Annotated in this window: 21 protein-coding genes; 8 read left to right on the forward strand and 13 right to left on the reverse strand. The window is 66.2% G+C overall.

Annotation, left to right across the window (positions count from 1 at the left end; all coding sequences use genetic code 11):
• Positions 1-64 precede the first annotated feature (64 nt).
• Both AC6HZP_RS05125 and AC6HZP_RS05130 read right to left on the reverse strand, forming a co-directional pair.
• Complete coding sequence (locus tag AC6HZP_RS05125; protein ID WP_201402559.1) at positions 65-1,123, reverse strand: sugar ABC transporter substrate-binding protein; 1,059 nt, start codon at positions 1,121-1,123, stop codon at positions 65-67.
• Positions 1,124-1,311: 188 nt separating this feature from the next.
• Complete coding sequence (locus tag AC6HZP_RS05130) at positions 1,312-2,127, reverse strand: GntR family transcriptional regulator (RefSeq protein WP_201402560.1); 816 nt, start codon at positions 2,125-2,127, stop codon at positions 1,312-1,314.
• 211 nt (positions 2,128-2,338) lie between these two features.
• On the opposite strand from AC6HZP_RS05130, the gene AC6HZP_RS05135 reads away from it, so the two are divergent.
• On the forward strand, positions 2,339-3,118 hold the full coding sequence (locus AC6HZP_RS05135; protein ID WP_497525664.1) for an SDR family NAD(P)-dependent oxidoreductase: 780 nt from the start codon (positions 2,339-2,341) through the stop codon (positions 3,116-3,118).
• An 81-nt stretch (positions 3,119-3,199) separates the two neighbouring features.
• Here AC6HZP_RS05135 and AC6HZP_RS05140 read toward each other — a convergent pair whose 3' ends face one another.
• Positions 3,200-3,919, reverse strand: coding sequence for an E3 binding domain-containing protein (locus AC6HZP_RS05140; RefSeq protein WP_497525665.1), 720 nt, complete (start codon positions 3,917-3,919; stop codon positions 3,200-3,202).
• A 10-nt stretch (positions 3,920-3,929) separates the two neighbouring features.
• Positions 3,930-6,437, reverse strand: coding sequence for a thiamine pyrophosphate-dependent enzyme (locus tag AC6HZP_RS05145; RefSeq protein WP_497525666.1), 2,508 nt, complete (start codon positions 6,435-6,437; stop codon positions 3,930-3,932).
• Positions 6,438-6,750: 313 nt separating this feature from the next.
• Between AC6HZP_RS05145 and AC6HZP_RS05150 the strand changes: the two genes are divergently transcribed.
• The 3 genes from AC6HZP_RS05150 to AC6HZP_RS05160 all read left to right on the forward strand — a co-directional run bounded on the left by AC6HZP_RS05150 (position 6,751) and on the right by AC6HZP_RS05160 (position 11,065).
• A complete protein-coding gene (locus AC6HZP_RS05150; RefSeq protein ID WP_497525667.1) occupies positions 6,751-7,404 on the forward strand; it encodes an SDR family NAD(P)-dependent oxidoreductase in 654 nt (217 codons plus the stop codon).
• Positions 7,405-8,148: 744 nt separating this feature from the next.
• The gene (locus AC6HZP_RS05155; RefSeq protein WP_497525668.1) at positions 8,149-9,018 is read left to right on the forward strand and encodes an aldose 1-epimerase; all 870 of its coding nucleotides are present in this window, start codon (positions 8,149-8,151) and stop codon (positions 9,016-9,018) included.
• A 112-nt stretch (positions 9,019-9,130) separates the two neighbouring features.
• Complete coding sequence (locus AC6HZP_RS05160) at positions 9,131-11,065, forward strand: AAA family ATPase (RefSeq protein WP_497525669.1); 1,935 nt, start codon at positions 9,131-9,133, stop codon at positions 11,063-11,065.
• Between the two features lie 40 nt (positions 11,066-11,105).
• On the opposite strand, the gene AC6HZP_RS05165 is transcribed toward AC6HZP_RS05160, so the two are convergent.
• The 6 genes from AC6HZP_RS05165 to AC6HZP_RS05190 form a co-directional block, all read right to left on the reverse strand.
• The gene (locus AC6HZP_RS05165; protein ID WP_497525670.1) at positions 11,106-11,882 is read right to left on the reverse strand and encodes an SDR family NAD(P)-dependent oxidoreductase; all 777 of its coding nucleotides are present in this window, start codon (positions 11,880-11,882) and stop codon (positions 11,106-11,108) included.
• Positions 11,879-13,456: a sugar ABC transporter ATP-binding protein gene (locus AC6HZP_RS05170; RefSeq protein ID WP_497525671.1), complete on the reverse strand. Its 1,578-nt coding sequence runs from the start codon at positions 13,454-13,456 to the stop codon at positions 11,879-11,881. The genes AC6HZP_RS05165 and AC6HZP_RS05170 overlap by 4 nt, the downstream gene beginning before the upstream one ends.
• A gap of 406 nt (positions 13,457-13,862) precedes the next feature.
• Complete coding sequence (locus tag AC6HZP_RS05175; RefSeq protein ID WP_497525672.1) at positions 13,863-14,828, reverse strand: sugar ABC transporter substrate-binding protein; 966 nt, start codon at positions 14,826-14,828, stop codon at positions 13,863-13,865.
• 48 nt (positions 14,829-14,876) lie between these two features.
• A complete protein-coding gene (locus tag AC6HZP_RS05180) occupies positions 14,877-15,845 on the reverse strand; it encodes a sugar ABC transporter substrate-binding protein (RefSeq protein ID WP_497525673.1) in 969 nt (322 codons plus the stop codon).
• Between the two features lie 61 nt (positions 15,846-15,906).
• Entirely contained in the window at positions 15,907-16,956 is a 1,050-nt protein-coding gene (locus tag AC6HZP_RS05185) for an ABC transporter permease (RefSeq protein ID WP_497525674.1), read from the reverse strand.
• Positions 16,957-17,736: 780 nt separating this feature from the next.
• On the reverse strand, positions 17,737-18,420 hold the full coding sequence (locus tag AC6HZP_RS05190) for a GntR family transcriptional regulator (protein ID WP_201402571.1): 684 nt from the start codon (positions 18,418-18,420) through the stop codon (positions 17,737-17,739).
• Positions 18,421-18,504: 84 nt separating this feature from the next.
• Here AC6HZP_RS05190 and AC6HZP_RS05195 point away from each other — a divergent pair, with 84 nt between their 5' ends.
• Positions 18,505-19,542: a C-terminal binding protein gene (locus tag AC6HZP_RS05195; RefSeq protein ID WP_497525675.1), complete on the forward strand. Its 1,038-nt coding sequence runs from the start codon at positions 18,505-18,507 to the stop codon at positions 19,540-19,542.
• Between the two features lie 228 nt (positions 19,543-19,770).
• Here AC6HZP_RS05195 and AC6HZP_RS05200 read toward each other — a convergent pair whose 3' ends face one another.
• From AC6HZP_RS05200 to AC6HZP_RS05210, 3 genes are all read right to left on the reverse strand, one after another.
• On the reverse strand, positions 19,771-20,859 hold the full coding sequence (locus AC6HZP_RS05200) for an Ldh family oxidoreductase (RefSeq protein ID WP_497525676.1): 1,089 nt from the start codon (positions 20,857-20,859) through the stop codon (positions 19,771-19,773).
• Positions 20,860-21,190: 331 nt separating this feature from the next.
• Positions 21,191-21,991 (reverse strand): BtpA/SgcQ family protein, encoded by an 801-nt coding sequence (locus AC6HZP_RS05205; protein WP_497525677.1) that lies wholly within the window; start codon positions 21,989-21,991, stop codon positions 21,191-21,193.
• A 53-nt stretch (positions 21,992-22,044) separates the two neighbouring features.
• Positions 22,045-22,809 (reverse strand): DeoR/GlpR family DNA-binding transcription regulator, encoded by a 765-nt coding sequence (locus tag AC6HZP_RS05210; RefSeq protein WP_201404326.1) that lies wholly within the window; start codon positions 22,807-22,809, stop codon positions 22,045-22,047.
• Positions 22,810-23,283: 474 nt separating this feature from the next.
• On the opposite strand from AC6HZP_RS05210, the gene AC6HZP_RS05215 reads away from it, so the two are divergent.
• From AC6HZP_RS05215 to AC6HZP_RS05225, 3 genes are read left to right on the forward strand one after another with little or no spacing between them, the layout of a single operon-like run.
• Positions 23,284-24,414, forward strand: a complete 1,131-nt coding sequence (locus AC6HZP_RS05215; protein ID WP_497525678.1) for an ABC transporter ATP-binding protein — start codon at positions 23,284-23,286, stop codon at positions 24,412-24,414.
• Between the two features lie 12 nt (positions 24,415-24,426).
• Complete coding sequence (locus AC6HZP_RS05220; protein WP_201402576.1) at positions 24,427-25,224, forward strand: carbohydrate ABC transporter permease; 798 nt, start codon at positions 24,427-24,429, stop codon at positions 25,222-25,224.
• Between the two features lie 47 nt (positions 25,225-25,271).
• Positions 25,272-26,546, forward strand: coding sequence for an extracellular solute-binding protein (locus AC6HZP_RS05225; RefSeq protein WP_497525679.1), 1,275 nt, complete (start codon positions 25,272-25,274; stop codon positions 26,544-26,546).
• The last annotated feature ends 32 nt before the right edge of the window (positions 26,547-26,578 follow it).

Genomic DNA, 26,578 nt, shown 5'->3' on the forward strand with positions numbered 1-26,578 from the left:
CGAGGGCTAGAGCTCGATCAACTCCCTCTCCCGCGAGCGGGAGAGGGCTGCGGTGAGGGGGCCCTTACGAGCCGGCGGCTTCCTTGGCCGTGATCTCGACCCAGTCGGGCGTGATCGGCAGCGACAGGCCGGGCGCGAGATCGGGGAAGGCGTTCTTGCCGATCTCGATCTTCTGCATCTTCACGTCCGGGTAGAGCTTCGAGGGCTGCGGATCCGTCGCCAGGAACGGGCCGTAGACGAAGACATGCTTGTCCTCGACCTTCTTGCCGTCGAGGATGTCGACCGCGAGCTTCAGCGCCTCGGCCGAGAGATAGGCCGGGTTGGTCTCGAGGATGCACTGCGCCCCTTCCGTCTGCGCGCAGACGAGCGAGGCGGTGTTGTAGCCGCCGCCGGCGACGGGCACGAGCGGGCGGCCAGCATCCTGCAGCGCCTTGATGGCGCCGGAGCCGTAGCCCTGGGTCAGGATCGCGTCGACCTGCGGATGGGCGGCGAGCAGCGAGGCGACGCCTTCCTGCTCCGGGCCGAGCGCGTAATTGCCGTTGAAATAGCCGACGATTTCGATGCCCGGATAGTTCTTCAGCACCTTCTCGAAGCCGGACTGCAGCTGCTCGGAGATCGGCGCGCCGGCGAGGCCGCGATCGACGAACACCTTGCCCTTGCCGCCGATCTTCTCGGCGATCCACTCGGCCTGTACCGCCGGCAGCATGTTCCAGTCGGATTCTAGCTTGTAGGCGCAGTCGGCGGTGGCGACCTGGTCGAAGGTGATGACCAGGATGCCGGCGGCGCAGGCCTTCTCGATCGTCGGGTTCAGCGCCGTCGGCGAGCCGACGTCGATCAGGATCGCGTCGGGCTTGGCGCGGATGATGTTGTTGAGCGAATTGATCTGCGCCTGTGTCGTCGTCTCGACATTCTCGACCTTCAGGTCGACGCGGCCGGCGAGCGGCGGCTTCTTCACCACGGCGTCGGCGATGCGCAGCATCTGCTGGCGCCAGTCATTGCCGACGAAGTTGTTGGAAAGATAGATCTTGTAGGTCTTTTCGCCCTCGGCCTTGGCCGGCGGGGCATAGCCGTATGTCGTCGCGATCGCCGACAGGGCGACCAGTGCTGCGGCAGTGCGCTTCACGGTGTTTCCTCCCTCAAGGAATGCGTCGATGCATGCGCGCGGATGCTTCTTCCCGAAGGCGGCACCCGTCATGATAACGCGATCATCTGCGCCGGCGGTCCTGCGCGCCGACGATCCCTGCACCCCCTCCGGGCAGGGAATAAATATATGCTATTATAATCTCTTTGGGTTGTCCAGCCTGCCGGCCGTCATTCGAGATCGTTCGGCGCGTCGTAGGAAAGGCTGAACAGATCGGCGCGGTTCTTGTTGATCGTCAGTTCGACCGGCTCGCCCTCGGCGGACAGATAGAGCATCTCGATCACCAGGATCGGCCCGCCGACCGCATAGTCCAGCGCCTTCGCCAGCGCCTCGTCGGCGATGTCGGCCCGGACCGTGATCTTGGCGCCGGAAAGCTGGATGCCGAGATGGCGCTGAACGGCGCGGAAGACGACGACGTCGTCGAAATCGGCCCGCTTCAGCCGGCTGCCGATGGCGGGCGGGAAATAGAAGGTCGTCTGCCCGGTCGGGCCGTCTTTCTGGTGCAGCGTCGCCCGCAGGCAATGGCAGGCCTCGTCGGGCTTGAGGCCGAAGGCGGCGGTCGCCGCGGCGGAGCGTTCCTTGCGATAGGAATGGATCTCGAGCGCGCGGCCCTTGGTCGATTCGGCGATCTGCGCGAAGCTCCGGAAGCCGAAGCTCGGCATGGCGGGGGCGGCCGGCGCCGTCACGATCGCCGGCTTCGCGGCGCGCTTCTTGATCAGCCCGTCATTCTCGAGATCGCGCAGCGCCTGGCGCACGGTGATCAGGCTGACGCCGAAGCGCTCGGCGAGGTCGGCCTCGCGCGGCAACGAGGTCCCCGGCTGCAGCGTGCCGCTGGTGATCGGCTCCCTCAGAATGGCGACGAGCTGGCGGTAAAGCGGTCCGTCGTCGCGCGACAGCACGCGCGGCATGAAGCTTTCGAGCGCTGCGACGGCGCCCGCGGAATCGGACGGGTTGTCGCTTGCCGGCTCCGTCTTGCTTGCTCTCACCTGCGCATTCCCCAGAATCGAATTGGCCCCAGAAACGGAACTTGCCTCAGAATCGGAATTTGTTTGAACACCAAATTAGCGAAGTTCGGGGCCTGCACCAACGCGCCGTTGCAGCCCGCCCGGTTGCCGTTCGTTTCCATTAGATTATAGTATCATAATAGATCCGTGAAGTCCGGCCTGTTCGGACCGATTGCCGGGGAGGGCAGGGGGCATGCGCAGCGATCTCAGAGGGAAGGTCGCCTTCGTGACGGGGGCCGCCGGCGGCATCGGACGGGGCATCGTCAGCCGGCTGGCGGCGAACGGCGCCTCGATCGTCGTCGCCGACATCAACGGCGAGGGCGCCCGCGACGTGGCGGCCAGCCTGCCGGATGCGCTCGCCGTGACGGTCGACATCCGCGACCCCGCTTCGGTCGACCGCGCCGTCGCGCTGACGTTGGAAACATATGGCCGCCTTGATATTCTCGTCAACAATGCCGGCGTCAACACGCTGGCCTACCGGGTCGACGTCGACGCCTTCCCGGTCGAGGAATGGCACCGCATCGTCGGCATCGACCTCGACGGTCTGTTCGTGATGAGCCGGCGGGCGCTCGAGCCGATGCTGGCGGCAGGCGAGGGCGGGCGCGTCATCAACATCGCCTCGGTGGTCGGTCTCGCTGCCATGCGGTTGCAGAGCCCGTTCGTCGCGGCCAAGGCCGGCATCATCCACCTGACCCGATCGATGGCGCTCGAACTCGGGGCGAAGGGCGTGCTCGTCAACGCGATCGCGCCCGGCTCGATCATGACCGAGGCCACCAAGGCGCTGTTCTATGGCGCCGAGGGCAAGTTCCAGGCGAAGACACAGGCATTCATGGAGCATATCCCGCTCGGCCGCCCCGGCACGCCGGAGGAGATCGCGGAGGCCGTGCTGTTCCTCGCCGCGCCGGAATCGTCCTACATCAACGGCCAGATCCTCGCCGTCGATGGCGGCTGGACGGCCGGCTACATGATGTGAAACGACGAAGGGGTTAACACGGTTTTCGCGTTAACCCCTCTGTTAGCGTCTCGTAACCGTCCCGTCAGCGCGGGCGCGGCCTCATACCAGCAGTCGCAGCGGCGCCTCGACCAGGTCGCGGAATCCGGCGAGGATTTTTGTCGCGTCGCCCTCCGAGACCGCCTCGGCATCATGTACGAGCAGCACCTCGGCGCTCGCCGCGTCCTCCGCGGCGACGACCAGGAGGCGGAGCTCGGCATCGGCCGGCAGCGCGCCCGCGACCGGTCGGATGCCCCGGGTCGACAGCCGCGACATCACCAGCGCCTTGCCGGTCGTGTCGCTATCCGCCTCTCCGGCGAGCCGCCGCGCGATCTCGGTCGGCGCTAGCGCCACCGCGATGGGGATCGTCACACTGCCACCCTCTGGCCTCGCCCAGCGGATTGCCTCCGCCCGGGACCCGGCCGCCCGCGCCGCCGCCTTGACCAGGAAGGCGTCGATCGAGAGCGCCGCGCCCGACGCCGCGATGAACTCGGCAAGCGGCGCCAGATCGATTGTTGCGGCAAAGGCCGAGATCGACCGGGGCTGCGCTGCTGCAAGCGCCGGAGCCGCAATGGCGGCTTCGGGTGCCGGAGCGGGAGCGGGCGTCGTCGCCACCTTCGGGGCAGGGGCAGTCACGGCCGCTGCGACCGGCGCCGACAGCAGGTCGCCGGCGATGATGCGGCCGTTCGGGCCGGAGCCGGCAAACCCTTCGAGCGCGAGGCCGCGCTCGCGGGCGAGGCGTCTCGCATAGGGCGAGGCGAGGATGCGGACGGGGGCGTTCATGCCGTTCTCCTCACCGGACGCTGCCGATGCGGCCGCCCATCGGCACGACCGCGCCCTTCGGCTGCTCGATCGGGCCGAGAATGCCGTCGACCGGCGCCTCGATCTCGACCACCGCCTTGTCCGTCTCGATCTCGGCGACGATCTCGCCCGCCTTGACCGCGTCGCCCTCCGCCTTCAGCCAGCCGACGATCGTGCCTTCGCTCACCGTCAGATCGCCGAACGGCATGGTGATCGGCTCGCCGTCGCCAGCAGGAGCCGTTGCTGGAGCGGGCGCCGGCGCGGCCGGAGCGGGGGCCGCCACAGGCGCGACCGGAGCAACCGGCGCGACGGGCGCGGCCAAGACCTGGCCACCGACATGCCGCCAGTGCTTCGGCACGGGCGGTCGGCCTTCGAGCACCCCCTTCGCGCCGGCGACGATCTTGTCGGTATCGACCAGCATGGCGCGCTCCAGCGCCGGCGCGAGCGGATGCGGCTGCGCGTCGGTGTTCAACCGGCCGACCGGCGCGTCGAGATCGTCGAAGGCGAGCTCGTTCATCGCCTGCGCCACCTCGGCGCCGACGCCGAACGCGCCCCAGCCCTCGTCGACCACCAGCAGCCGGTGCGTCTTCGCGACCGATTTCGCCACCGTGCCGACGTCGAGCGGCATGATGGTGCGGAGATCGACCACCTCGGCCGAGACGCCCTCGGCGCTGAGCTTCTCCGCCGCTTCCAGCGCGCGATGCACCAGCTGCCCGGCGGCGACGATGGTGATGTCCGTGCCCTCGCGCGCGATTCTGGCGAGTCCGAACGGCACCAGATGCTCGCCCGTCGGCACCGCGCCCTTGGTGGCGAACAGCGCCTTCGGCTCCAGCATCATGACGGGATCGCCGGCTCGAAGCGCCGTCTTCATCAGCCCCTTGGCGTCGGCCGGCGTCGACGGCATGCAGACGATTAGGCCCGGAATATTGGCCCACGACGGATGATAGGTGCCGCTGTGATGGGGCCCGGCCGAGCGCACTGCGCCGGAGCCGACGCGCACCACCATCGGCGCGTTCATCTGCCCGTTCGACATGTAGCGCAGCTTCGCTGCCTGCAGCACGATCTGCCCCGCCGCCTCGAACACGAAATCGGCGAACATCAGGTCGGCGATCGTTCGCGTGCCCGTCGCCGAGGCGCCGATCGCCGCCCCCGTGAAACCCTGCTCGGAGATCGGCGTATCGACCATGCGGTTCGGCCCGAACTCGGCCCAGAGGTTTTTCGTATGCGCGAAGGTGCCGCCGCGCTCGCCCGTGCCCTCGCCGAGATAGAGGATGTTCCTGTCGCGGCGCATTTCCTCCGCGATGCCGTCGCGCACCGCGTCGAGCCAGCTCTGCGTCACGCTCCCCGTCGGCGCCGCCTGCACGAGCGCTTCCGCCGGGTTGATCGGCTCGGCATAGACGTGCAGCCCCGTCGTCGCCGGGTCCGGCTCGGGTGAATTGCGCGCGAATTCGAGCGATTTCTGCACGATGCCGTCGATTTTCGCGTCGATCGCGTCGAGCTCGTCGGTCGTGGCGGCTTCAAAATCCTCGAGAATGCGACGGCGCAGCATCTGGATCGGGTCGCGCTTCGCCCATGCGTCCACCTCCGCCTGCGTGCGGTACGTGCCGGTGACCGGATCGCCCTCGTGATGGCCGACGGTGCGATAGGTCTTCGCCTCGATCAGTGTCGGGCCCTCGCCGGAACGGGCGCGGGCCGTTGCCTCGGCCATTACCTGCCAGACGGCGATGACGTCGTTGCCGTCGACGGCGACGCCGGGGATGCCATAGGCCGACGCGCGGGTCGCGATCTCGGGGTTCAGCGTCGCCGAGGCGAGCGGCGTCGCGGTGGCATAGAGGTTGTTCTCGCAGACGAAGATAGCCGGCGCCTTCTGGATGCCGGCGAAATTGAGCGATTCATGGAAGCCGCCATGGTTGGTCGCGCCGTCGCCGAAGAAGGCGACGCCGACGTCGTCGCGCCCTTGCGTGCGGGCCGACATGCCGGCGCCGACGGCGTGGCTGATGCCGGCGGCGACGATGCCGTTGGTGCCGAACAGGCCGACCGAGCGATCATAGAGATGCATGGTGCCGCCGCGTCCGCCGCAACAGCCGTCGCGCTTTCCGAACAGCTCCGCCATCAGGATGTTGGGATCCATGCCCTTGGCGAGCGCATGGCCATGGCCGCGATGCGTCGAGGTGATCCAGTCGGCCGGCCTGAGATGCGCGCAGACGCCGACGGCCGTCGCCTCCTCGCCGATATAGAGATGCAGGAAGCCGGGCGTCTCGCCCTTGCGGCAGGCGGTTTGCGCCACGCTCTCGAATTTGCGCAACAGCACCATCTGCTCGTAGAGCGCGAGCAGCGCCGGCGCGTCGAGCCCGGCCGGCAGGACCTTGCCGGGTGTGCTGCGGACGACCGGGCTGACGGCAGCCGGCTTGTTCGCTGATTGGGCCGGCTGGCCTCCGCTCTTCCCGCCGTCGGAACGGATGGCTTCCGGGCTCGCGTCCGGGCTTGGTTGCGCGCTCATGCTTCCTCCCTCTTCCCCGCCTGGGCGACGGGGCGATGCGTCCTCGCGTCCGGGTGGACATCGCATCAAAAATTATAATAGCATGATGTTATGTTATCGAACGACGAATTGCCAAGGCCAAAAAGCACCGGTCCTGCAAATCGTCGGAGCGGCGCGGGACGGCAGGCCGGGCGATCGTTTCAGGCCGGCCGGCGGCGAGCCGATGCCGGCCGGCGTGCCGGCCCGCGTCGCGGGAAAGCAGCGCCGGCACAAGAGGTTGAGCCTTGCGGCGTTTCCATGGAACGATGCGCGGCGAGCATTCGGGGGAGAACGCATGGAAGTCGAACTGGCCGGCCAGACCGCGCGCGTTGCGGGCGCTGAATCCGCCATCCTGGAGGCGGTCGCCGCCGCGCTCCGCGCCAATGGCGCGATCGTCACGCGGGATTTGGCACCAGCCTCCGGCTCGCCAGGGGAGGAGGGGAGCGGCGAAGTTTTGGTCGAAAGCATCGCGGCGCCGGATATCCTGATCCTGGCCCATCCGCTGGCGCCCGACGCGAGCTACCGGCCGGAGGCGCTCGTCGCCGAGGCGGAGCGCGTCGCGCGCGCCATGGTTTCGCGAGGCTCGGGCCGCATCGTCCATCTCGTCTCGGCCGCCGGCCTCGTCCCGATGCGCCGCCATCCCGCCTGGTCGGCGGCGGCGGCTTCCGTGATCGCAGCCGTCCGGGCGCTGGCCATGACGGCCGCCCCAAGCGTCCGCGTCAACGCCGTCGCCGTCGGCCGCATCGAGGCGGAAGACGAGGGCGGGGCGGATCCGGCAGCGAGCGGCGACGCGGCCATGCTCTCCCACGTGCCGCTCGGCCGCGCCGGCACGCCGGCAGAAATCGCCCACGCCGTGCTGTTCCTGGTCGACCCGCTGAACAGCTACACCACCGGCCAGACCCTCGCCGTCGACGGCGGCTGGACGACGGGATACGGCCGGAATTTCTGATTTCGTCTCGTCCGGACATCATCTTGGTCAGGCGAGACGTATCTGGACGTCCAAGCCTTCACGTCTCCCCGAGGGAGACCTTTGCAGAACACCACCCTCATCATGCTGAGGAGCACCGAAGGGGCGTCTCGAAGCACGCAGAGCGGTTCTGCAATCGATGCACTGCCCCTGAACCGTGCGTCCTTCGAGGCCCGAGCTACGCTCGGGCGCCTCAGGATGAGGGGGCCGGCGCACTGGATGACTGTCGCCTAGGGTTGCGCGAAGGTTTCCTGATGGAGAGGTCGACGGCCGGAGGCCGGCGGGTGAGGGATTGCAGCCTCACCGTAGGGTTCCCCAAAACCTCTCCCAGAGGAGACGTGCAGCGAGGCTTCCGGCATGAGCGACGCCGTCATCCCACCCTCGCCGTCATCCCGGGCTTGACCCGGGATCCATTCGGCCGGGTTGCCGCCGCGCGGACCCCGGGAGCCCTCGGATGCCTGGATCCTTGCTTTCGCAAGGATGACGGGGAGGGCAGCCAGGCGAGCCTCTGGCAGGCGACGGCCCCCCGACCGACCTGCCCGTCTCAACCCCCATCATCCTGAGGAGGGCCGGAGGCCCGTCTCGAAGGACGCACGGCGCGCCTGCATCCAACACGCGGCCACGAAAGGCTCGCCGGAAAGCGGGGACGACCTCCGCGCGCCCCTTTCGCGCGCGCCCCGGCCGGCTAACATCGAAGCCACGAACAGAATCCAAGGAAACGCCAGCATGATCGAACTCGCCGCCGGTGATCTCACCCTCGTCCTCGCGCCAAAGATCGGCGGCTCGATCGCCGCCTTCCGCAAGAACGGCGTCGACATCCTGCGGGCGCTGACGCCGGAGCGGGCGGCGAAGGGCGACGTGCTCGGCGTCGCCTCCTTCCCGATGCTCCCCTATGCCAACCGCATCGACGGCAACCAGTTCACCTTCGACGGCGTCCCCTATCGCTTCGAAGCCAACAACGGCGCCGAGCGCTTTAATGTGCACGGCACCGGCTGGCAGTCCGTCTGGCATGCGGAGCAGCTATCGGACTCCACCGCTCTGATGACGCTGGAGCGCCGCGTCGCCGGCGAGCCGTTTCAGTATCGCGCCACGCAGCGCTTCGAGCTGGCGCCGGAGGGGCTGACGCTGACGACGACGCTGGAGAACCTCGGCCCCGTCCGCATGCCCTTCGGCTTCGGCCACCACCCCTGGTTCGAGCGCGACGCCGATGTCGCGCTCACCTTCAACGCCCAAAACTTCTGGCTCGAAGCCCCGGACGGAGTTGCCGGCTCGCGCATCACGGTTCCGCCCGAGCTCGATTTCTCAAATGGCGCAAAGCTGCCAAGCCACTGGCGCAACAATGATTATTCCGGCTGGGACGGCGTCGCCGAGCTCCGCTTCCCCTCGCGCGGCGTGACGCTCGTCATCGAGGCCGAACCCATCTTCGAAAACCTGATGCTCTACGCCGACCCGAACCAAACCTTCTTCTGCCTGGAACCCCAAACCAACGTCCCCTGCGCCGCAAACAAGCTGGAAGCCGGCGAGGAAGGGCTGGGGCTGGTCGTGCTCAAGCCGGGCGAGGGGATGGCGGGGGTGGTTCGGTTTGGGGTGAGGTGAGAAGAAATCAGGCACTCCCATTGGAGGCCGGATTGAGGATGGAGAAATCAATCTTAGGTTGAATTAATCGTAAGTGCCTGCTCTCATTCTCGCAGACTTGGAGGCGACTCATTTGCGTATTCAGAGCATAAAAATCGATTGGTGGCGGCACTTTGAGAGTATCGAATTTCAGCTCCCGGATGCGGCCCCGGTAGTATGTATTGTTGGCGGTAATGGCACGGGAAAGAGCCAGATCCTTGAGCTTATTGCAGCGTGTGCACAGCGTATTGGTCTTACTCCTGGAACAGAAAGCAATCGTGGGGATCCATTTTCCGAGGGTGCTCAATTTGAGGTGGTTTTCTATATAAACTCCCTTGCAATTCCTGATCTAGATCGGGGTGATATATATAAGAATCTCAATCTGTCCGAAGCGTATACGCTTTGGGATCGAACGCTAGCTGTAATCTGTAGTCCTGAACTTGGCATTAGAATTCGTGCGGGAGGATTGAAGGAGGAGTGGGAGTCAGAGCTGTTTGCTCTACATACAGTTGGGATAATTCAGCAAAGTGCGTCTGTTCATTATCTCCCTCTGGACGCGGACCGAGCCTACCCAAAACTCCAAATCCCTACTCATCAGTTGGGAGATGTTTTTGAGAAAGATTGGGAAAACACGAAGAAGCAAAGTTCTTTCAAGATCACTCGAAATCTTTATGACGAATGGTTTAAATTTCTAATTGGTCGAGAAAATCAGGAGAATAATAAACATATTCAGGCCATACGCCTCGCTAGGGACGGTGGTGTCGATGAGCCGATGTTTGTCGATCAATTTGAGAGTTACAAAGATGCTATACGAAAAGTTCTGCCACATCTTCTGTTCGTCGGGGTGGACTCCCAGACTAGGCAAATAAGATTTGACTCTACGGGATTGCCGCTCACGTTTGACCAGTTAAGCGGCGGTGAGCGAGAGATAGCTTTTCTTGTGGGGCAGATTGAACGCTTTGGGCTAAAGCGTGGACTCTTGCTTGTTGATGAGCCGGAGCTTCATTTAAACTATGATCTGCTAAGGGCTTGGATCAGCTTTCTGAAGGATAGTGTCGAGGAAGGTCAGATATGGCTGGCAACCCATTCATTGGAGGTCGTTGAAGTTACCGGCCAAGATGCGACCATAATCCTAGATCGAGACGTGAGAACTCGCCGCGTCACTGGTGCCACTAGACTTAGTTTAAGGCCAGTCATAGCGACGTTGTCGCGGGCTATCGGGTCGCCAGCGTTCTCAATTTCGAGTTTGTCTTTTATTATGATTGAAGGTGAGGAGGAGATCGGAGAGCGGGAGAGATTTAGGCTTCTCTGCGATATTCAGCCACATGTGCGATTCCTGGAATCCGGATCTTGCACCGAAGTGATACGAAGAATTGAGGGCCTTAAGAGCCTTGCGAAAGCCTCAGATCAACCCATCCGGATTGGTGGTGTAATTGATCAGGATTGGCGTTCTCCCAGTGAAAGAAGCTTTCTTGTTTCTAAAGGTGTGTTTGTCTTGGGGGTCCATGAGGTGGAGAACTTCTTTCTGCACCCTCAGACATTGATGGAAGTTATGTCCGTCAATGGATCTGATCCGAGCTCTGTAGAGCCGCTTATCTTGATGGCCGCAGACCGGAGGGCTGGCTCCTGGATATTTGATGCTGCGCGCACCAGCCAAAAATTCCGTGACTACCCTGAGCCTTCAAAGGCCGTAAGAGAGTATGTGCATAGATTAACGTGGCAGGATTTTGCCGATCTGGGCGGGCGTTGTGCTGAAATCACTAAAATTCATGGCGATCTTAACGCAAAGCAAGAAGCCGATTTTATAGCCTCGCTAATAGCAAATGCAAAGATATTTCAGAGGAAGCGCGATAGTGGAGACGTATGGAAGTCTTGTGAGGGAAAGGAGGTTTTTCGATCGATCGTTTCTCAATTGGGTTTTGTAGATGATGGTGCGGCCGAGCGAGCGATTTACGCTGTATGGCGTCGTAGGCCGGAGTTATTGCCGAAGGAGTTGTTAGAGCTGCGCGAATATATCGCCGGTATCTAGAGATTGGCCCTCTGCGGCTTGGGCTTGACGATGTCTATCCCTACAACAACAGCGCCGTCAAACCCCCATCCGCGGTAAACGCACTCCCGGTGACAAACGACGCGTCGTCGGAGAGCAGGAAGGCGATGGCGCGGGCGAGTTCGGCGGGGGCGGCGACGCGCGGGACCTTGCGCTCGTCGAAATGGAGGCCGGCCGCTTCCACCCGCTCGCGCGCGTCCGGCGCGTCGCCGAGCGTCATTCTTGTCGCCACCGAGCCGACGACGACCGCGTTGACGCGGACGCGGTCGACCGCGTAGTCGAGCGCCATCTGCTTCGAGAGGCCGACCACGGCCGCCTTGGTGGCGGCATAGGCCGGCACGCCGGGGACGGTCGCGACCGCGTGCACCGAGGCGAGGTTGACGACCGAGCCGCCGCCCGACGCGCGGAGCAAGGGCAGCGCGGCGCGGCAGACGCGAAAGATCGCGGTCAGGTTGACGGAGACGCAGAGGTCCCACTCGGCATCCGTGACGTCCTCCAGGCGCTTGCCCGTCGGATAGATGCCGGCGCCGTTGACGACGGCGTCGAGCCTTCCGGATGTCTCCTGCGCACGCGCGATGGCGGTCCGGATCGCCGCGTCGTCGGTCAGGTCCACCTCGGCGAAATGGAGCGGCAGGCCGCGTCTGGCGTAGTTGGCGGCAAGCGCGCGGCCCTCGTCGGCGTCGAGGCCGAGGCCTTGCACGGTGGCGCCCTCGGCGACGAGATGTTCGGCCGTGGCGCGGCCGATGCCGGTCGCGGCGCCCGTGACCAGGATTGATTTGCCGGCGAATCGTTTCGTCATGCTGTCTGTCCTGCCTTCGCCAGCGCGGCGCGCTGCATCTCCGCCTGCGCGGCGGTGATAGTGCGCAACACCTTGTCCTCGCTGCCTTCCGCGCGCGAGAATTCGCCGACGAGGCGGCCATCGGCGACGACGAGGCAGCGGTCGGAGATGCCGATCACCTCTTCCAGCTCCGAGGCGACGACGACGAGCGCCACGCCCTTGTCGGCGAGGTCGACGATCAGCCGGTAGATCTCGGCGCGGGTCGCCGCGTCGACGCCCTTGGTCGGCTCGTCGAGGAGGAGCACGCGCGGCGCGCGCATCAGCACGCGGGCGAAGAGCAGCTTCTGCTGGTTGCCGCCGGAGAGATGGGCGACGGAGGCTTGCGGCGAGCGCGCCTTGACGTTGAGCGCCCGCATGGCGGCGAGCACGGCGCTCTTCTCGCGGCCGTCGCGCACCATGCCGTGGCTCGAAAGCGGGCCGAGATTGCCGATGGTGATGTTGGCGCCGACGGGCAGGTTGAACAGCAGCCCGTCGCGCTTGCGGTCCTCGGTCAAGAGCGCGATGCCGGCGGCGCGCGCATCGGCGGCGGTGCGGATCGCGACCGGTGCGCCGTCGACGGCGATTTCGCCGGAATAGGGGATGCGGCCGTAGATCGCGTGCAAAATCTCGGTGCGGCCGGAACCGAGCAGGCCGGCGAGGCCGAGGATTTCGCCGGGGCGCACGTCGAAGGAGACATCGCTGACGCCGCGATTGACGCCGAAGCGGCCCGCGATCGAGAGGTTTTTCACCTGGAGCAGCGGCCTCGTTTCCGCCGGCGGCGCGTCATGATGGGGATAGAGGCGCTGCAGCTTCTGGCCCGACATGGCGTAGATGAACTGCTCCTCGTCGAAGGCGTCGCGCTCGATCGCGGCGGCGACGCGGCCGTCGCGCAGCACCGTGGCGCGGTCGCAGATGGCGAGCACTTCGGGCAGGCGGTGGGTGATGAAGATCATCGTCTTGCCCTGCGCCTTCAGCCGGCGCAGCACTTGGAACAGTCGCTCGACCTCGACGCCGGAGAGCGAGGCGGTCGGCTCGTCGAGCATCAGGACGCGGGGCTTGAAGGAGAGGGCGCGCGCGATCATCACCAGGTGGCGCTGCGCCGAGGTCAGGCTAGCGACCAGCATGCGCGGGTCGATCGAGAGGCCGAGCTCGGCGAAGAGGGCGCGCGCCTCCTGCTCCATGCGGCGGCGGTTGATGATCGGGCCGCGGCCGAGGCCGGTATGCCCGGCAAAGACGTTTTCCGCGACGGTCAGCTGCTCCAGCACCTCGATTTCCTGCGGCACGTAGCCGACGCCCCTGGCGCGGGCTTCCGAGGTCGAGGCGAAGGCGACCAACTCGCCGTCGACCAGGATTTCGCCCGAATAGGAGCCGGCCTTGTGCACGCCGTTCAGGATCTTGACGAGGGTCGATTTGCCGGCGCCGTTCTGGCCGAGCAGGGCGTGGATCTCGCCGGGATGCACGGCGAAGTCGACGCCACGCAGCGCCGGCACGCCGGCGAAGCTCTTGGCGATGGCGCGGGTCTGGATGACGGGCGGGGCGGTGTTTGGGTCGGTCATGTTTAGGTCCCCGAAGTCCTTTTCTCGATCGCGCAGTCTCATAGGCGGTCGTCCTCACCGCGACGCCGGTGGCGCATCCGGCCGCGCCACGCTCGCCGTCATCCCGGGCAAGCGCAGCGCGACCCGGGATCCATTCAGCCGCCGGCAGAAGGCGGCGTGGATCCCTGCTTTCGCAGGGATGACGGCGGAGTGGCCTTCGTCGATCTCCGCCTTCACCCACGACGCCCCGGCAGCGGGAGCCAGATTGGCGAGGCCGTAAACCCTCACCCGCCGGCCTGCGGCCGTTCACCTCTCCCTTGAGGCGAGAGGTGAAGAGCGGCTCTCCTCGAAAACCTCAGTCCGGCTTCGACGAAAGTCCCTCACCCAACCCTCTCCCGCATGCGGGAGAGGGCAAGTTGGGAGCCGCTTACTGCCCGGCGCGGTCGAGCATGGCGTAGTAGGGCTCGAGGTCGCCGGCGGTGATGACGCCGGCCGGCAGCGGGTTCAGGTAGGGAACCGCCTTGCCCTCGGCGAGATCGTTGGCGAGCTCTGCGGTCCGGGCGCTTTCCTCGTAGAGCGGCTGCGCGACGACGCCATAGGCGGCGCCGGACCGCACCAGGTCGAGGTTCTGGCGGATATAGTCCATGCCGATGATGACGAGCGGACGGTCGGCCTTGCGCGCGGCGCCCGACCAGGTCTGCGCGCCGTTGCCGGTGGTCGAGAAGGCGGCGGTGACGTCCGGGTTGCCCTGCAGCAGCGCCACGGCCTTCGCCTCGGCGGCCGAGGGCTCGAAGCCTTCCATCTGGGTTTCGAGGATCTTGATGTCGGGGAAGCGCTCGGCCATCGTCTTGCGGAACGAATCCGCCATGACGTTCTCGGTATCGTTCGACGAGCCCTGGGTCAGCGCGATGACGCCCTTGCCGCCCAGCTTCTCGCCCATGGCGATGGCGGCCGACTGGCCGGCGCTCGGGATGTCCTCGCCGACGGCGGCCTTCAGGCCGGGGACGGAGCCCTCCGGCGGCAGCACGTGCCAGGTGACGACGGGAAACCCTTCCTTGCCGAGCTTGCCGATGAACGGGAAGATCTCGGGGCCGGGGCCATAGACGGCGATGGCGTCGAACTTGGTGCGGGCCATGGCGGCCTCGGCGAGCGGGATCGAGGCGGAGACGTCATAATTGGTGGCGCTCGGATTGCCGACCACTTCGCAGCTGTTGCCGAGTTCCTTGCACTTCTCCAGGAAGCCGGCCTGCATCAGCCGGTGCACCGGATGGTCGCGCATCGGCTGCACCCAGAGCACGTTCTTGCCGGCGGCGCTCGCCGCCTGGCCGAAGCCGGCGAGGGCGCCCAGGATGGTCACGGCACCGAGTGCCGCCATTCGGATCTTGTGGTTCAACTCGGTATCCTCCCTGTTGGTGTCCGGCCTGTGCCGGATCGTTTGAAGCTATTGGCCGGCGCTTTTCAGCATGGCGTAGTAGGGCTCGAGGTCGGCGGCGGTCGCGACCTTGGCCGGCAGCGGGTTGAGGTAGTCGACGGCCTTGCCCTCGGCGAGTGCTGCGGAAAGCTCCGCGACCTTCGCGCCTTCCTCGTAGAGCGGCTGCGCGACGATGCCGTAGGCCTCGCCCGACTTGATCAGGTCGAGGTTCTGGCGCGTGTAGTCCATGCCGATGATGACGAGCTTGCGGCCGGCGGCGCGCGCTGCGCCGGACCATGTCTGAAGCCCGTTGCCGGTGGTCGAGAAGGCGCCGGTGACGTCGGCATGGCCCTGGAGCAGGGCGACGGCCTTGGCCTGGGCCGCGCTCGGTTCATAGCCCTCGAGCTCGGGGTCGAGCACCCTTATGTCGGGGTATTTCTCGGCCATCGTCTTCTTGAAGGCGGCCGCCATGTCGTTCTCGGCCGTGTTGTAGCTGCCCTCGGTGACGGCGACGACGCCCTTGCCGCCGAGCTTGTCGCCCATGGCGATGGCGGCGTTGGCGCCGGCCTCCGGGATGACTTCGCCGGTCGCCGCCTTCAGGCCCGGCACGGAGCCTTCCGGCGGAAGGATGTGCCAGGAGACGACGGGATAGCCGTCGCGGGCGAGGCGCGAGATGTAGGTGTTGATGGCCGGGTCGTTGCCGATGACGGCGACGGCGGCAAACTGGGTCCGGGCCAGCGCCGCGTCCGCCAGCGGAATGCTGGCGGGGATATCGAAGCTCGTGGCGCTCGGATTGCCGACGATCTCGCAGGCGTATCCGAGCTCCTTGCACTTATCGAGGAAGCCGGCCTGCATGATCTTGCAGACCGGATGGTCGCGGAGCGGGTTGACCCAGAGCAGGTTCTTCTCGGCGGCTTGGCTCGCCTCGCTCAGCGCCAGCAGGGCGACAATGGCGGCGCCGAACGTCAGTCCGGTCGATCTTGCGGCTTTGTATGACATCACGCTTCTCCCCTCGTTCTTCTTGCCTGGAGCCGATGCATTGCCTGCCGATCCGTCCGGGCTATGGCGGATTGGGCGGGGTCTCGGCCGGCGCGGACGTGGAGCCGGCGATGAAGAAGCGGCGGCGCAATATGTCGAGGCCGACGGCGAGCACCATGATCACGCCCACCGCGATCTGCTGCCAGTTGGCGTTGACGCCGACGACGACGAGGCCGCTGGTGACGACCTGCAGGAGCAGCACGCCGATCAGGCCGCCCGCCATCGTGCCGGCGCCGCCGAACAGGCTGACGCCGCCGACGACGACGCCGGCGATGACGTTCAGTTCCCAGCCGCTTCCGATCGAGGTGGTGCCGGAGGCAAGGTCCGCCATGACGAACATGCCGGCGATCGCCGCGAGCGCGCCGACCGTCATGAAGGCACCGATCTTGTAATGCGCCGTGTCGATGCCGACGAGGCGGGCGACCTCGGGATTGCCGCCGGTCGCGTACATGTTGCGGCCGAGCACGGTGCGGCGGAGCACGAAATCGGCCGTGAGCGCGGCGACGATGAAGAAGACGAAGCTCCAGCCGAGCCCGAAGACGATGCTGGCATAGCCGATATCGCTGATCACGGCCGGCAGCGGATAGACCGGATAGCCGTTGGTGACGACCTGGATCAGGCCCTGGCCGATGAACAGCATGCCGAGCGTCTGGATGAAGGCCGGGATCCTGAACTTGACGACGACGATGCCATTGACGAGGCCGACGCCGGCGCCGACCAGCACGCCGCCGAGCAGCGCTAAGGGCACGGGCAGGGCGAGGGCCGTCATCAGCTTGGCGCTGCAGACGGCGGAGAGGCCGGCGACCGCGCCGACCGAAAGGTCGAACTCGCCGCAGACGAGCAGGATGGTTTGGCCGATGGCGATGATGCCGATGAAGGAGACGACGCGCAGGATGGCGCGGATGTTGCGCTCCGACAGGAAGGCGGGCTCCATCAGGTAGAAGAAGGCGACGAGCACGATCAGCGCGAGCAGCACGCCCACTTCGCCGACGGCGACGAGCCGCGTCAGCCGATCGCGCAGCGCGCGGCCGGATCCCTCGAAGGCGGCATCCCGCTCGACGGTACGTTCCATGTTTTCCTCCCTTTCCACCGGGTACATCCTCCTCGATGCGCTCCCAGGCGGGGCTTCCCCGGAACAGCGGGGCGGCCTGTTCGCATAACATCATGCTATTATAAATTTATCAACTCTCATGAAAATGGGAGGCGGGGAATTTCGGGGGGCGCGGGACGAATGGTGGGATGGGCGAGGGGTGAGCGGCGAATGGTGAATGGCGGGAGGGCTGGGTCGCACGTCGAGTGTGCGACTGGCGTGAGGCGCGCGGCTGGCGTGAATCCTCTGGCCGTCATGCAACCCGTGCCGTCATCCTCTGTCCGGCAGACTGGCAAGCCACCCATTCCCATCATCCTGAGGAGCCCCGAAGGGGCGTCTCGAAGGACGCACGGCCTGCGTGCCGGCGCGGTCCCCACGCCCTCCGGCCGCCATCCCACGCTCGCCGTCATCCCCGCGGAAGCAGGGATCCATCCATCCGAGGCATCGGGAGGTTCGCGCGGCCAACAACCCGGCTGAATGGATCCCGGCTCGGGGGCCGGGATGACGGCGAGCGTGGGGGCGGGCGGCGGAGTTCCACCCGGCCAACAACCGGGCTGAATGGATCCCGGCTCGGGGGATGACGGCGAGGGTGGGGCGGGGTGGGGCGTTCCACGCGGTGGGGGAGGGCGGCAGCGAGATCAGTCCGACGAGCGCGGCTGGCTGCAGCAAGCTCGGTGAGAGCCGCTTTGTCGATTGTTAACAATCAGCCAAGCGCCGCGAACGCCGACCTGCCGAGGCCGCACCCGACCGTCTCGGCCAACCCTACCCGGCCGCCTCGGTCTCGAGCAGGTGTTGCCTCAGGCGGCCATAGGCGGCTTCGATGTGGTCCTCGATGCAGGCGAGCGCGGCAACGGAATCGCGGCTGCGCACCGTTTCGAGCAGCCGCGCGTGCGCCTCGACCCAGGAGGTCAGATAGTCCTCCGGCAGGCCGTCGCGGAGCAGCAGGAAGACGAAGATTTGCGAGCGCAGCGCCTCCCAGGCGCGGTAGAGGCGGGCGTGATGGGCGGCGCGGAACAGCGCGTCGTGGAAGTCGATATCCATCTCCGCGACGCGGCGACGGGTCATCGAGGCGCGCGGAATCGATTGAAACAACAGGAGAATGGCGTCGAGCGGCGCGAGGTCGGCCTCGGTCGCGTTGCGGCAGGCCTCGACCACGGCGAGCTTTTCCAGCGCCGTGCGCAGGCTGTAGATCTCGCTCGCGTCGTGCAGCGAGATCTGCGCCACGGTGGCGCCGCGATGCGTCTCGTGCACCACCAGGCCTTCCTGCTGCAGGCGGAAGATCGCCTGCCGGATCGGCCCGCGGCTGACGTTCAGGCTCTCCGCCAGCTCGTCCTCGATCAGGCGCTCGCCGCGCTGGAAACGGCCGCTCAAAATCGCCTCGCGCAGCGCATCGGCGACGTCGTCGGTCAGCACCCGGCGTTCGCGGCGCTGCAGGGGAGGGGTCATCGGACGCTTGCTCATTGATATAGTCTACTGTTAACAATCCGGAGAACGCCAGCACGAATGTGGCGAGCCAAGGCAGGAAACACCATGCGCATTCTGAAAGCCAACTGGTATCCGCCCGAAAATCCGGAGCTCTTCGAGATGTTCGGATCGAAGGCGGATTTCGACATCGATCCGACCCCCGCCGATCCCGCCTATCGGCTCGATCGCGCCCGCTCGGCCGCCGCCGACGCCGTCATCAACTGCTCGGCGACGCTTCTGTTGCCGGCCGAACTCGACGACTTCGAGAAGGTGAAGATCGTCGTCCGCGAGGGCGTCGGCTACGACAATCTCGACCTCGAAGGCTGGGGCGCGCGCGGCGTGCCGGTCTGCAACGTGCCGGACTACGGCACGACGGAGGTGGCCGACCACGCCATCGCGCTGATGCTGGCGCTGACGCGCGGCACCGACAGCTATGACCGTCTGCTGAACGCCGACCCGGCGCATGGCTGGAACTTTGCCCGCGCGCCGCTGGTGCGGCGGCTGCGGGGCGCCACGTTCGGCGTCGTCGGCCTCGGCCGCATCGGGCTCGCCGCCGCGCGCCGCGCCGCCGCCTTCGACATGCGCGTCGTCTTCTTCGATCCGCATCTCTCGAACGGCGTCGAGCTCGCCACCGGCTACGAGCGCGTGCACAGCCTGCATGAACTGATGGCGATCAGCGACATATTGAGCGTGCATGCGCCGCTCTCGACCGAGACCAGCGGCTTTATCGACGCCGCCGCCTTCGCGGCCGCCAAGCCCGGCCTGATTTTGATCAACACGGCGCGCGGGCCGATCGTCGATCTCGATGCGCTCTTCGCGGCGCTGAAGGACGGCCGCGTCGCCGGCGCCGGGCTCGACGTGCTGCCGAAGGAGCCGGCCGATCGCTCGCATCCGCTCATCGCCGCCTGGGCCGCGCGCGAGCCCTGGATCGACGGCCGCCTGGTCCTGTCGCCGCACGCCGCCTTCTACAGCCCCGCCTCGATGAAGGACATGCAGAGGAAAGCTGTCGAGTGCATCCTCGCTTTTCTGAACGAGGGAAGGCTGACCAACTGCGTCAACCGCGAGTTCCTGGTGACGCCGGCCAGGGTGCGCAAGGCGTCGTAGCTGGCCGCCACCGTCGATCCACGCTCCCCGTCATCCCGGGCTTGACCCGGGATCCATTCAACCGGGTTACTGGGAGGCTCACACGCCCGAGGCTTCCGCTGCATGGATCCCCGCCTTCGCGGGGATGACGGCGAGGGTGGGGCGACGGGGGGCGCTGGTTGGATGAAGAAAAAGGGCGGTGATCATGCGATCGCCGCCCTTTTCATTTCGAGCCGTTTGGTCTCAGCCTCAGCCGTTGTCGGCGGTCGCGGCCGGGACCTTGACGCCGTACTTGGCAGCAAAACCTTCGAGCGCGTTCCAGGTGACGTTGTCGACAGGGATGCCGTCGACGGCGCGCTTCTTCGCCTCGCCCTTCTCGATGTCGGACGGGGCGTAGACCTTCTGGCCGGGCTTCGCCGGCTGGGCGCGCAGGTCGGCCAGGAAGTCGGTGATGCGGGCGTCGAAGACGGAGAGCGCCTGGAACACGGCCGGCGACAGCACGATGAAGAAGTGGCCGATCTGGATCGGCTTGGTGAAGTCCGGGCCGTTGAACGAGGCCATGGTCTTGCCGTGGCCCATGCCGGTGAAGGCCGAGCAGAGCAGGTCGACCATGCCGGCGAGGCCCGAGCCCTTGTAGCCGTAATCGGCGCCGCCTACCGGGGCGACCCAGACGGCCGCGTTGGCGTCGGTGGTGAATTCGCCCTTGTCGTCGACGGCGACCTCGGCCGGCAGCGGCTGGCCGGTGGCGCGGCGGAGGCCGACGCGGTTGAACGGGATCGAGCTGGTGGCCATGTCGAGCACCATCGGATCCTCGCCCTCGACCGGCACGGCGAAGGAGAGCGGGTTGGTGCCGAAGAAGGCCGAGGCGCCGCCATGCGGGATCACCATGGCGTCGGCATGGGTCATGCCGATGGCGACATAGCCCTTGGTCGCGGCGTAGCGCGTGTAGACGCCGGTGGCGCCGTGATGGGTCGAGCGGCCGACGGTGGCAACCGCGACGCCGGTCTTCTCGGCGAGCTTGGCGGCCTCGTCGATGGCGCGGTAGCTGGCGTAATGGCCGAGGCCGTCGTCGGCGTCGATATGCACGGCCGAGGCGGCCTTCTCGGTGACGGTGAGCGTCGGCGTCTTGTTGATGCGGCCGCCGTCGAGGCCCTGCATGTAGAACGGGATCAGGCGGACGCCATGCGTGTCGTAGGCGCGGGCCGAGGCGTCGACCACGGCGCGGGCGCAGGTCTCGGCGCTCTCGCGGTTCACGCCGGCTGCGATGAACAGCTCGGTGACGAACGGTTCGACATCACGGGCCGCGGCACGAACGCCCGCGATCTTTTCCAGGGCCATGTTTTATTCCTCGAGCAAGCGCAGAACCGGAAGCCGTCGGGCGACATCATGGTTCGCCAGATGAAAACAGCAGCGGCCTCGGGGCGTATCCGCGAGCCCACGCAGCCGCGAACCCTCGTCTAAGGCGAAACCGCGCTCTATTCAAATGATGATTGACACGGGAAGGGGCAAAGACGCTGGGGAAGGCGCGACTTTTGTGATCGGTAACGCCGTCACGCGGCATTTCTCCCACAGATGCCGTGGCGAGACGCCGGGGAAAGTCCCTGGCGAGATGCGGCGAAGGGGCTCCGGCCGGCCGGCGAAGGGCGCCGGCCGGCCGGGTTAGCGTGGATCAGCGCAGCTTGTTCACCTTGTCCATGAAGCGCTTGACGCGGTCGGCGTCGACGGCGTTCCAGGTGTAGCCGTCGACCTTGAAATGCGTGCCGATGACGACGCCGGAGGCGAAGTTGAAGATGTCGGTGACGTTGTCGATGTTGACGCCGGTATTGGCGAAGATCGGCACGCTCTTCACCGTCTCGGCGACCTTGCGCAGATTCGACGCGTCGGCCGGCTCGCCGGTGATCGGGCCGGAGACGAGGATGGCGTCGGCGAGCGAGGAGAAGACGGCGCTCTTGGCGCGCAGTTCGATCGGCCGCTGGTCGAGCGAATGGGCGAACTCGGCGTTGATGTTGAAGAGCAGCTTCATGTCATCGCGGCCGAGATTGTGGCGAAGCCGCGAGGCCTCGGCGCAGTTCGGCTCCCAGATGCCCATGTCGGACGCGAACACACCGGTGAAGATCTCGCGCACGAAGGAGGCGCCGGTCACCGCGCCGATCGCGACCGAGGCGATCGGATCCCAGAGGTAATTGACGCCGAACGGCACCTTCAGCTCCGGCTTGATCGCCTGCACGATCGCCGACATCGCGGCGATCGATTCCGGCGCGCCCTTGAAGACGTAGGGGCGGTCGTTCTCGTTGCCGAACATGATGGCGTCGACGCCGCCGGCCTGCAGCTTCTTGACGTCGGAAAGCGCGTCGTCGATCAGCTTGTTCAGGCCACCCTTGGCGTCATAGAGCGGCGAACCCGGCAGGGCGCCGATATGCGACATGGAAATGACCACCTTCTTCTTGTCGCCGAAGAAATCGAAAACCATAAGTCCGCTCCATTATTGCGAAGGATGACAGGGGTAAGCTGGGGTTAACCTCGTTACGGGGCGACCTGAACGTCGACCCGGGCGGCCGCGAGCGCCGCCGCGATCTCAGGCGGTGGCGCTGCGTCGGTGATCAGCACGTCGAGATCGGCGAGCGGCGCGACATGCACCAGCGACATGCGCTGGAATTTCGAGGCGTCGCAGAGCGCGACCTTGAGGCCGGACCGGTTCAGATAGACCTGCTTCAGGTCGACATCCTCGATCGAATAATCGAACAGCCCATCCTTGGTGAGGCCGGAAATGCCGACGAAGCAGACGTCGAACCAGAGCTTTTCGAACTGGGCCACGGCTTCCGCGCCGCCGACCGAGAGCTCGTCGCGGCGGACGCGGCCGCCGGCCAGATAAGTCTCGGTCTGGCTGGCGCCGAGCAGCTCCGCCGCCCGTACGCTGTTGGTGAAAACCTTGGCATGCGTCCGCTCGCGCAAATGCTGCGCCAGCAGGAAGGTCGTCGTGCCGACGTCGAGCGCGATGGCGCGGTGGGCGAGCGACAGCGTGGCGGCCGCGGCGGCGATCCGCTCCTTGGCGTCGCGCTGGTGGCGCAGTCGCGCGTCGAAGCCCGGCTCCTCGCTGTCCATCGCCACCGGGGGCGCGGCCGCCGCGGGCATCGCGCCGCCATGCGTCCGGACCAGCTTGCCGGCGCGCTCCAGTTCCAGGAGGTCGCGGCGGACCGTCATGTCGGAGACCTGCAGCTCGGCGGCGATCTCCGCGACCAGGACGGCGCCGCTGGCGCGCAGCGCATCGAGAATGGCCGCCTGGCGCATCTCGGGCAGGCGGGGACGCGCCTGGATGGAGACGGCATGGGCGGGGGACTTCGGGTGCGCGGCGGGCAGCTTCGACAAGGATCTTCCCTGTTGCAGTGGTCGGGCTCGACGGAACCCGGACCATAGCAGGCCGCCAAACAAATTCAAACATGCTGCGTTGTTTATTGTTTGAATATGTTGTTCTGGGTTCGCTGTGAAAAAAATCTGCGGTCCCGCGAGGCAGCCCCGAAAAGCCTGTCATTGACCGATTTTGTGGCTGTTTTCCTCATTTTTGATGATATGGCAGCCGCTCGATTGCCTCTCCCGAGGGCCGCTTCGCGTAAAAATTAAACACGATCGACCAAAATTGATCCTTGAGGCGTTTGAATTTGTGCGACTACAATCGCCACGTCACGAGAGGGAAAGCCGGCCCGGTGCCGGCGATCGAGGGAGACGCGAGGGGGGCCGTCACGCTCCGTTCGCACGAGGAACGACATGGCATCCATTGAGCTCGACAAGGTTTCCAAGATCTACGCCAACGGCGCCCATGGCGTGCGCGATGTCGATCTCAAGATCGAAGACGGCGAATTCGTGATCTTTCTCGGCCCGTCCGGCTGCGGCAAGTCGACGACTTTGCGCATGATCGCCGGGCTGGAGAGCATCTCCTCCGGCGACCTCCGCATCGGCGGCCGCAGCGTCACGGGCATGGCGCCGCGCGACCGCAACGTCGCCGTGGTGTTCCAGAGCTACGCGCTCTATCCGCACATGTCCGTCTGGCACAACATGGCCTTCGGGTTGAAGATGCGCGGCGCATCGACGGCCGAGATCGATAGCAAGGTGGCGAACGCCGCCGAGCTGCTCGGCCTCAAGCCGCTGCTGCAGCGCAAGCCCGGCGCGCTTTCCGGCGGCCAGCGCCAGCGCGTCGCGCTCGGCCGCGCCATCGTGCGCGAGCCGGAAGCCTTTTTGCTCGACGAGCCGCTCTCCAACCTCGACGCGCAGCTGCGCGCCGAGATGCGGCTGGAGCTGGTCAAGCTGCATCGCCGCCTCGGCCGCACCATCGTGCACGTCACGCACGACCAGGTCGAGGCGATGACGATGGGCGATCGCATCTGCATCATGAAGGACGGGCGGATGATCCAGACCGGCCGGCCGCTCGACGTCTACGCCAATCCGGCCGACACCTTCGTCGCGCGCTTCCTGGCGACGCCGCCGATGAACCTGGTGCCGGCGCGGCTGGAGGCGGCGGGCGACGATCTCGTCGTCGCCATCGACGCCGCGACACGCATCAGCGTGCCGCGCATGCACCATCTGCCCTATGTCCATAAGGCGGGCGGTCCGATCACCGCCGGCATCCGCGCCGAGGACATCTACGAGACGCAGCAGCGCCCCGAATGGCAGAAGATCACGGTCAAGGTGGTCGCGGTCGAGGCGCTCGGCGCGGAAAACGTCCTGATCGGTCTCCTCGGCCGCGACAAGCCGATCGAGATCCAGGCACGGCTCGGCCGGCATTTCTTCGCGCCGGTGGATTCGATGGTCGACCTCTATGTCGACGTCGAGCCGATGCATCTTTTCGATGCCGAAACCGGCAAGGCGGTCGCGCGGCCGCCTCTGCCGGTCGGCCGCTGAGGCGAGGGTATCATGCGCAAGTTCGGCCTGCATTTCGGTTTGATATTGGCATGCGTGGTCGTGCTGCTGCCGCCGCTCTGGGCGCTGCGCACCAGCCTCGTGCCGGAATCGATGTCCTACAGCACGGAGATCTTCCCGGCCTTCACGCTGGACAACTACGCCGGCCTGTTCGCCAAGAACCGGTTCGGCACCTTCTACGTCAACAGCCTGATCGTGGCGCTAGGCTCCGTCCTCGTGGCGCTGCCCTTCGCCGCCTGCACCGGCTACGCCTTCGCCCGCTTCCGCACCGGCGGCCGTTTCGCCCGCTTCGTCGTGCTGGCGACGCAGATGCTGCCGCCGGTGGCGCTGGTGCTGCCCGCCTTCGCGCTTCTGCGCGGCGCCGGCCTCACCAATTCGCTGCCCGGCCTCATCCTCGTCTATTCGGCGCTGAACCTGCCGTTCCTGACCTGGATCCTGATGGGCTTCTTCGAGGGCGTGCCGGCCGACATGGAGGGCGCGGCGATGACCGACGGCGCCACCGCCTGGGGCGCGTTCTGGCGCATCGTCATCCCGGTCTCGCTGCCCGGCCTCGCCGCCGCCGGCGTGCTCGGCTTCATCCTGTCGTGGAACGAGTTCCTGTTCGCGCTCGTCTTGAGCGGGCCGCAGACCGCCACGATCCCGGTTTCGCTGGCTGCGTTGCAGACATCGAATGGCGTGCAGATCGCCAAAGTCTCGGCAGGCGTGGTGCTGGCCATCCTGCCGCTGGTGATCGCCTCGCGCTTCATCCAGCGCTTCATCATCCAGGGGTTGACGTTCGGCGGCGTCAAATAATGCCCGGAGGGGGCAGCGACGCAGCCGGTATCAAAGAGGAGAACACCATGACGCTGAAACGGATTCTACTCGCAGCCGCCGGCCTCGGCGCGCTGATGGCCTCGGCTCCGGCCCATGCCGACGAGATCGTGCTGCGCGCCCTGATGGAGGACGTGCCGGAGACGCAGATCATCGAGAGCCTGCTGCCCGATTTCGAGAAGGAGACCGGCATCAAGGTCGAGTTCGAGAAGATCGGCTACCCCGACATGCACGACAAGCTGGTGTCGCAGCTGGTCTCGCCGCAGAGCTACTACAATCTGCTCGAGGTCGACTTCCTCTGGGCCGGCGAATTCCCGGCCGCCGGCTGGCTCACCGACCTGAAGCCGTTCGTCGAGAAGTCGAACTACGACTTGTCGCCGTTCATCCCCTCGACGCTCGACCTGCTCGGCCGCACGCCGGACAGCCTGCAGATCCTGCCGATGTACAATTACTCGATGGGCCTGCTCTACCGGAAGGACCTGCTCGAGGATCCCAAGCTCAAGGAAGCCTTCAAGACGGCGACCGGCAAGGAACTGGCGGCGCCGACGACGCTCGCCGACTATGTCGAGATCTCCAAGTTCATGAAGGCGAATGCCGGCGTCGCGGGTGCTGCCATGCAGGGCCAGCGCGGCGATCCGAACAGCATGGAGTTCTCCAACTACCTGTTCGCGGCCGGTGGCAACTATCTCGGCGACGGCAAGAAGGTCGTGCTCGACAGCCCCGAGGCCAAGGTCGCGCTCGACCTCTATGTCGACAACATCAAGAACGGCGCGCAGCAGGGCGCTCTCTCCGCCACCCTCGACGACACGCTGCGGCTGATGTGCAGCGGCAAGGCGTTCAGCATGGTCACCTACTGGTGGATGCTGCCGCAGGTCGACAATGCCGAGAAGTGCCCGGATGTCGCCGGCAAGGTCGCGATTTCCGTGATGCCCGGCGGGCATGGCGAGAGCGGCGGCTGGGGCTGGGGCATTCCGAAGAATGTGAGCCCGGAAGAGCAGGAAGCCGCCTGGAAGTTCATCCAGTGGGTGCAGAGCAAGGACATTTCGGTCGCCCGCGCCCTGCAGGGCCACGCGCCGGTCCGCTCCGACGTCTTCGCCGACGCCAAGGTCCTGGAGAAGTACCCCTACTACAAGACCGCGCAGGACATCGTCGCGAGCGGCAAGTCGTTCCCGATCTTCGCCTATTCGGCGCAGTACGAGGACGTGCTCGGCACCTCGCTGTCGCAGGCCGGCGGCGGCGAAGTTACGTCCGACGCGGCGCTGAAGGCGGCCCACAAGGGCCTCGAGGAACTGCTGGCCAAGTAAAGGCCACAGCCAGAGACGGAGCGCGGCGCGGA

It is taken from the genome of Kaistia sp. SLG-1, assembly GCF_059699055.1.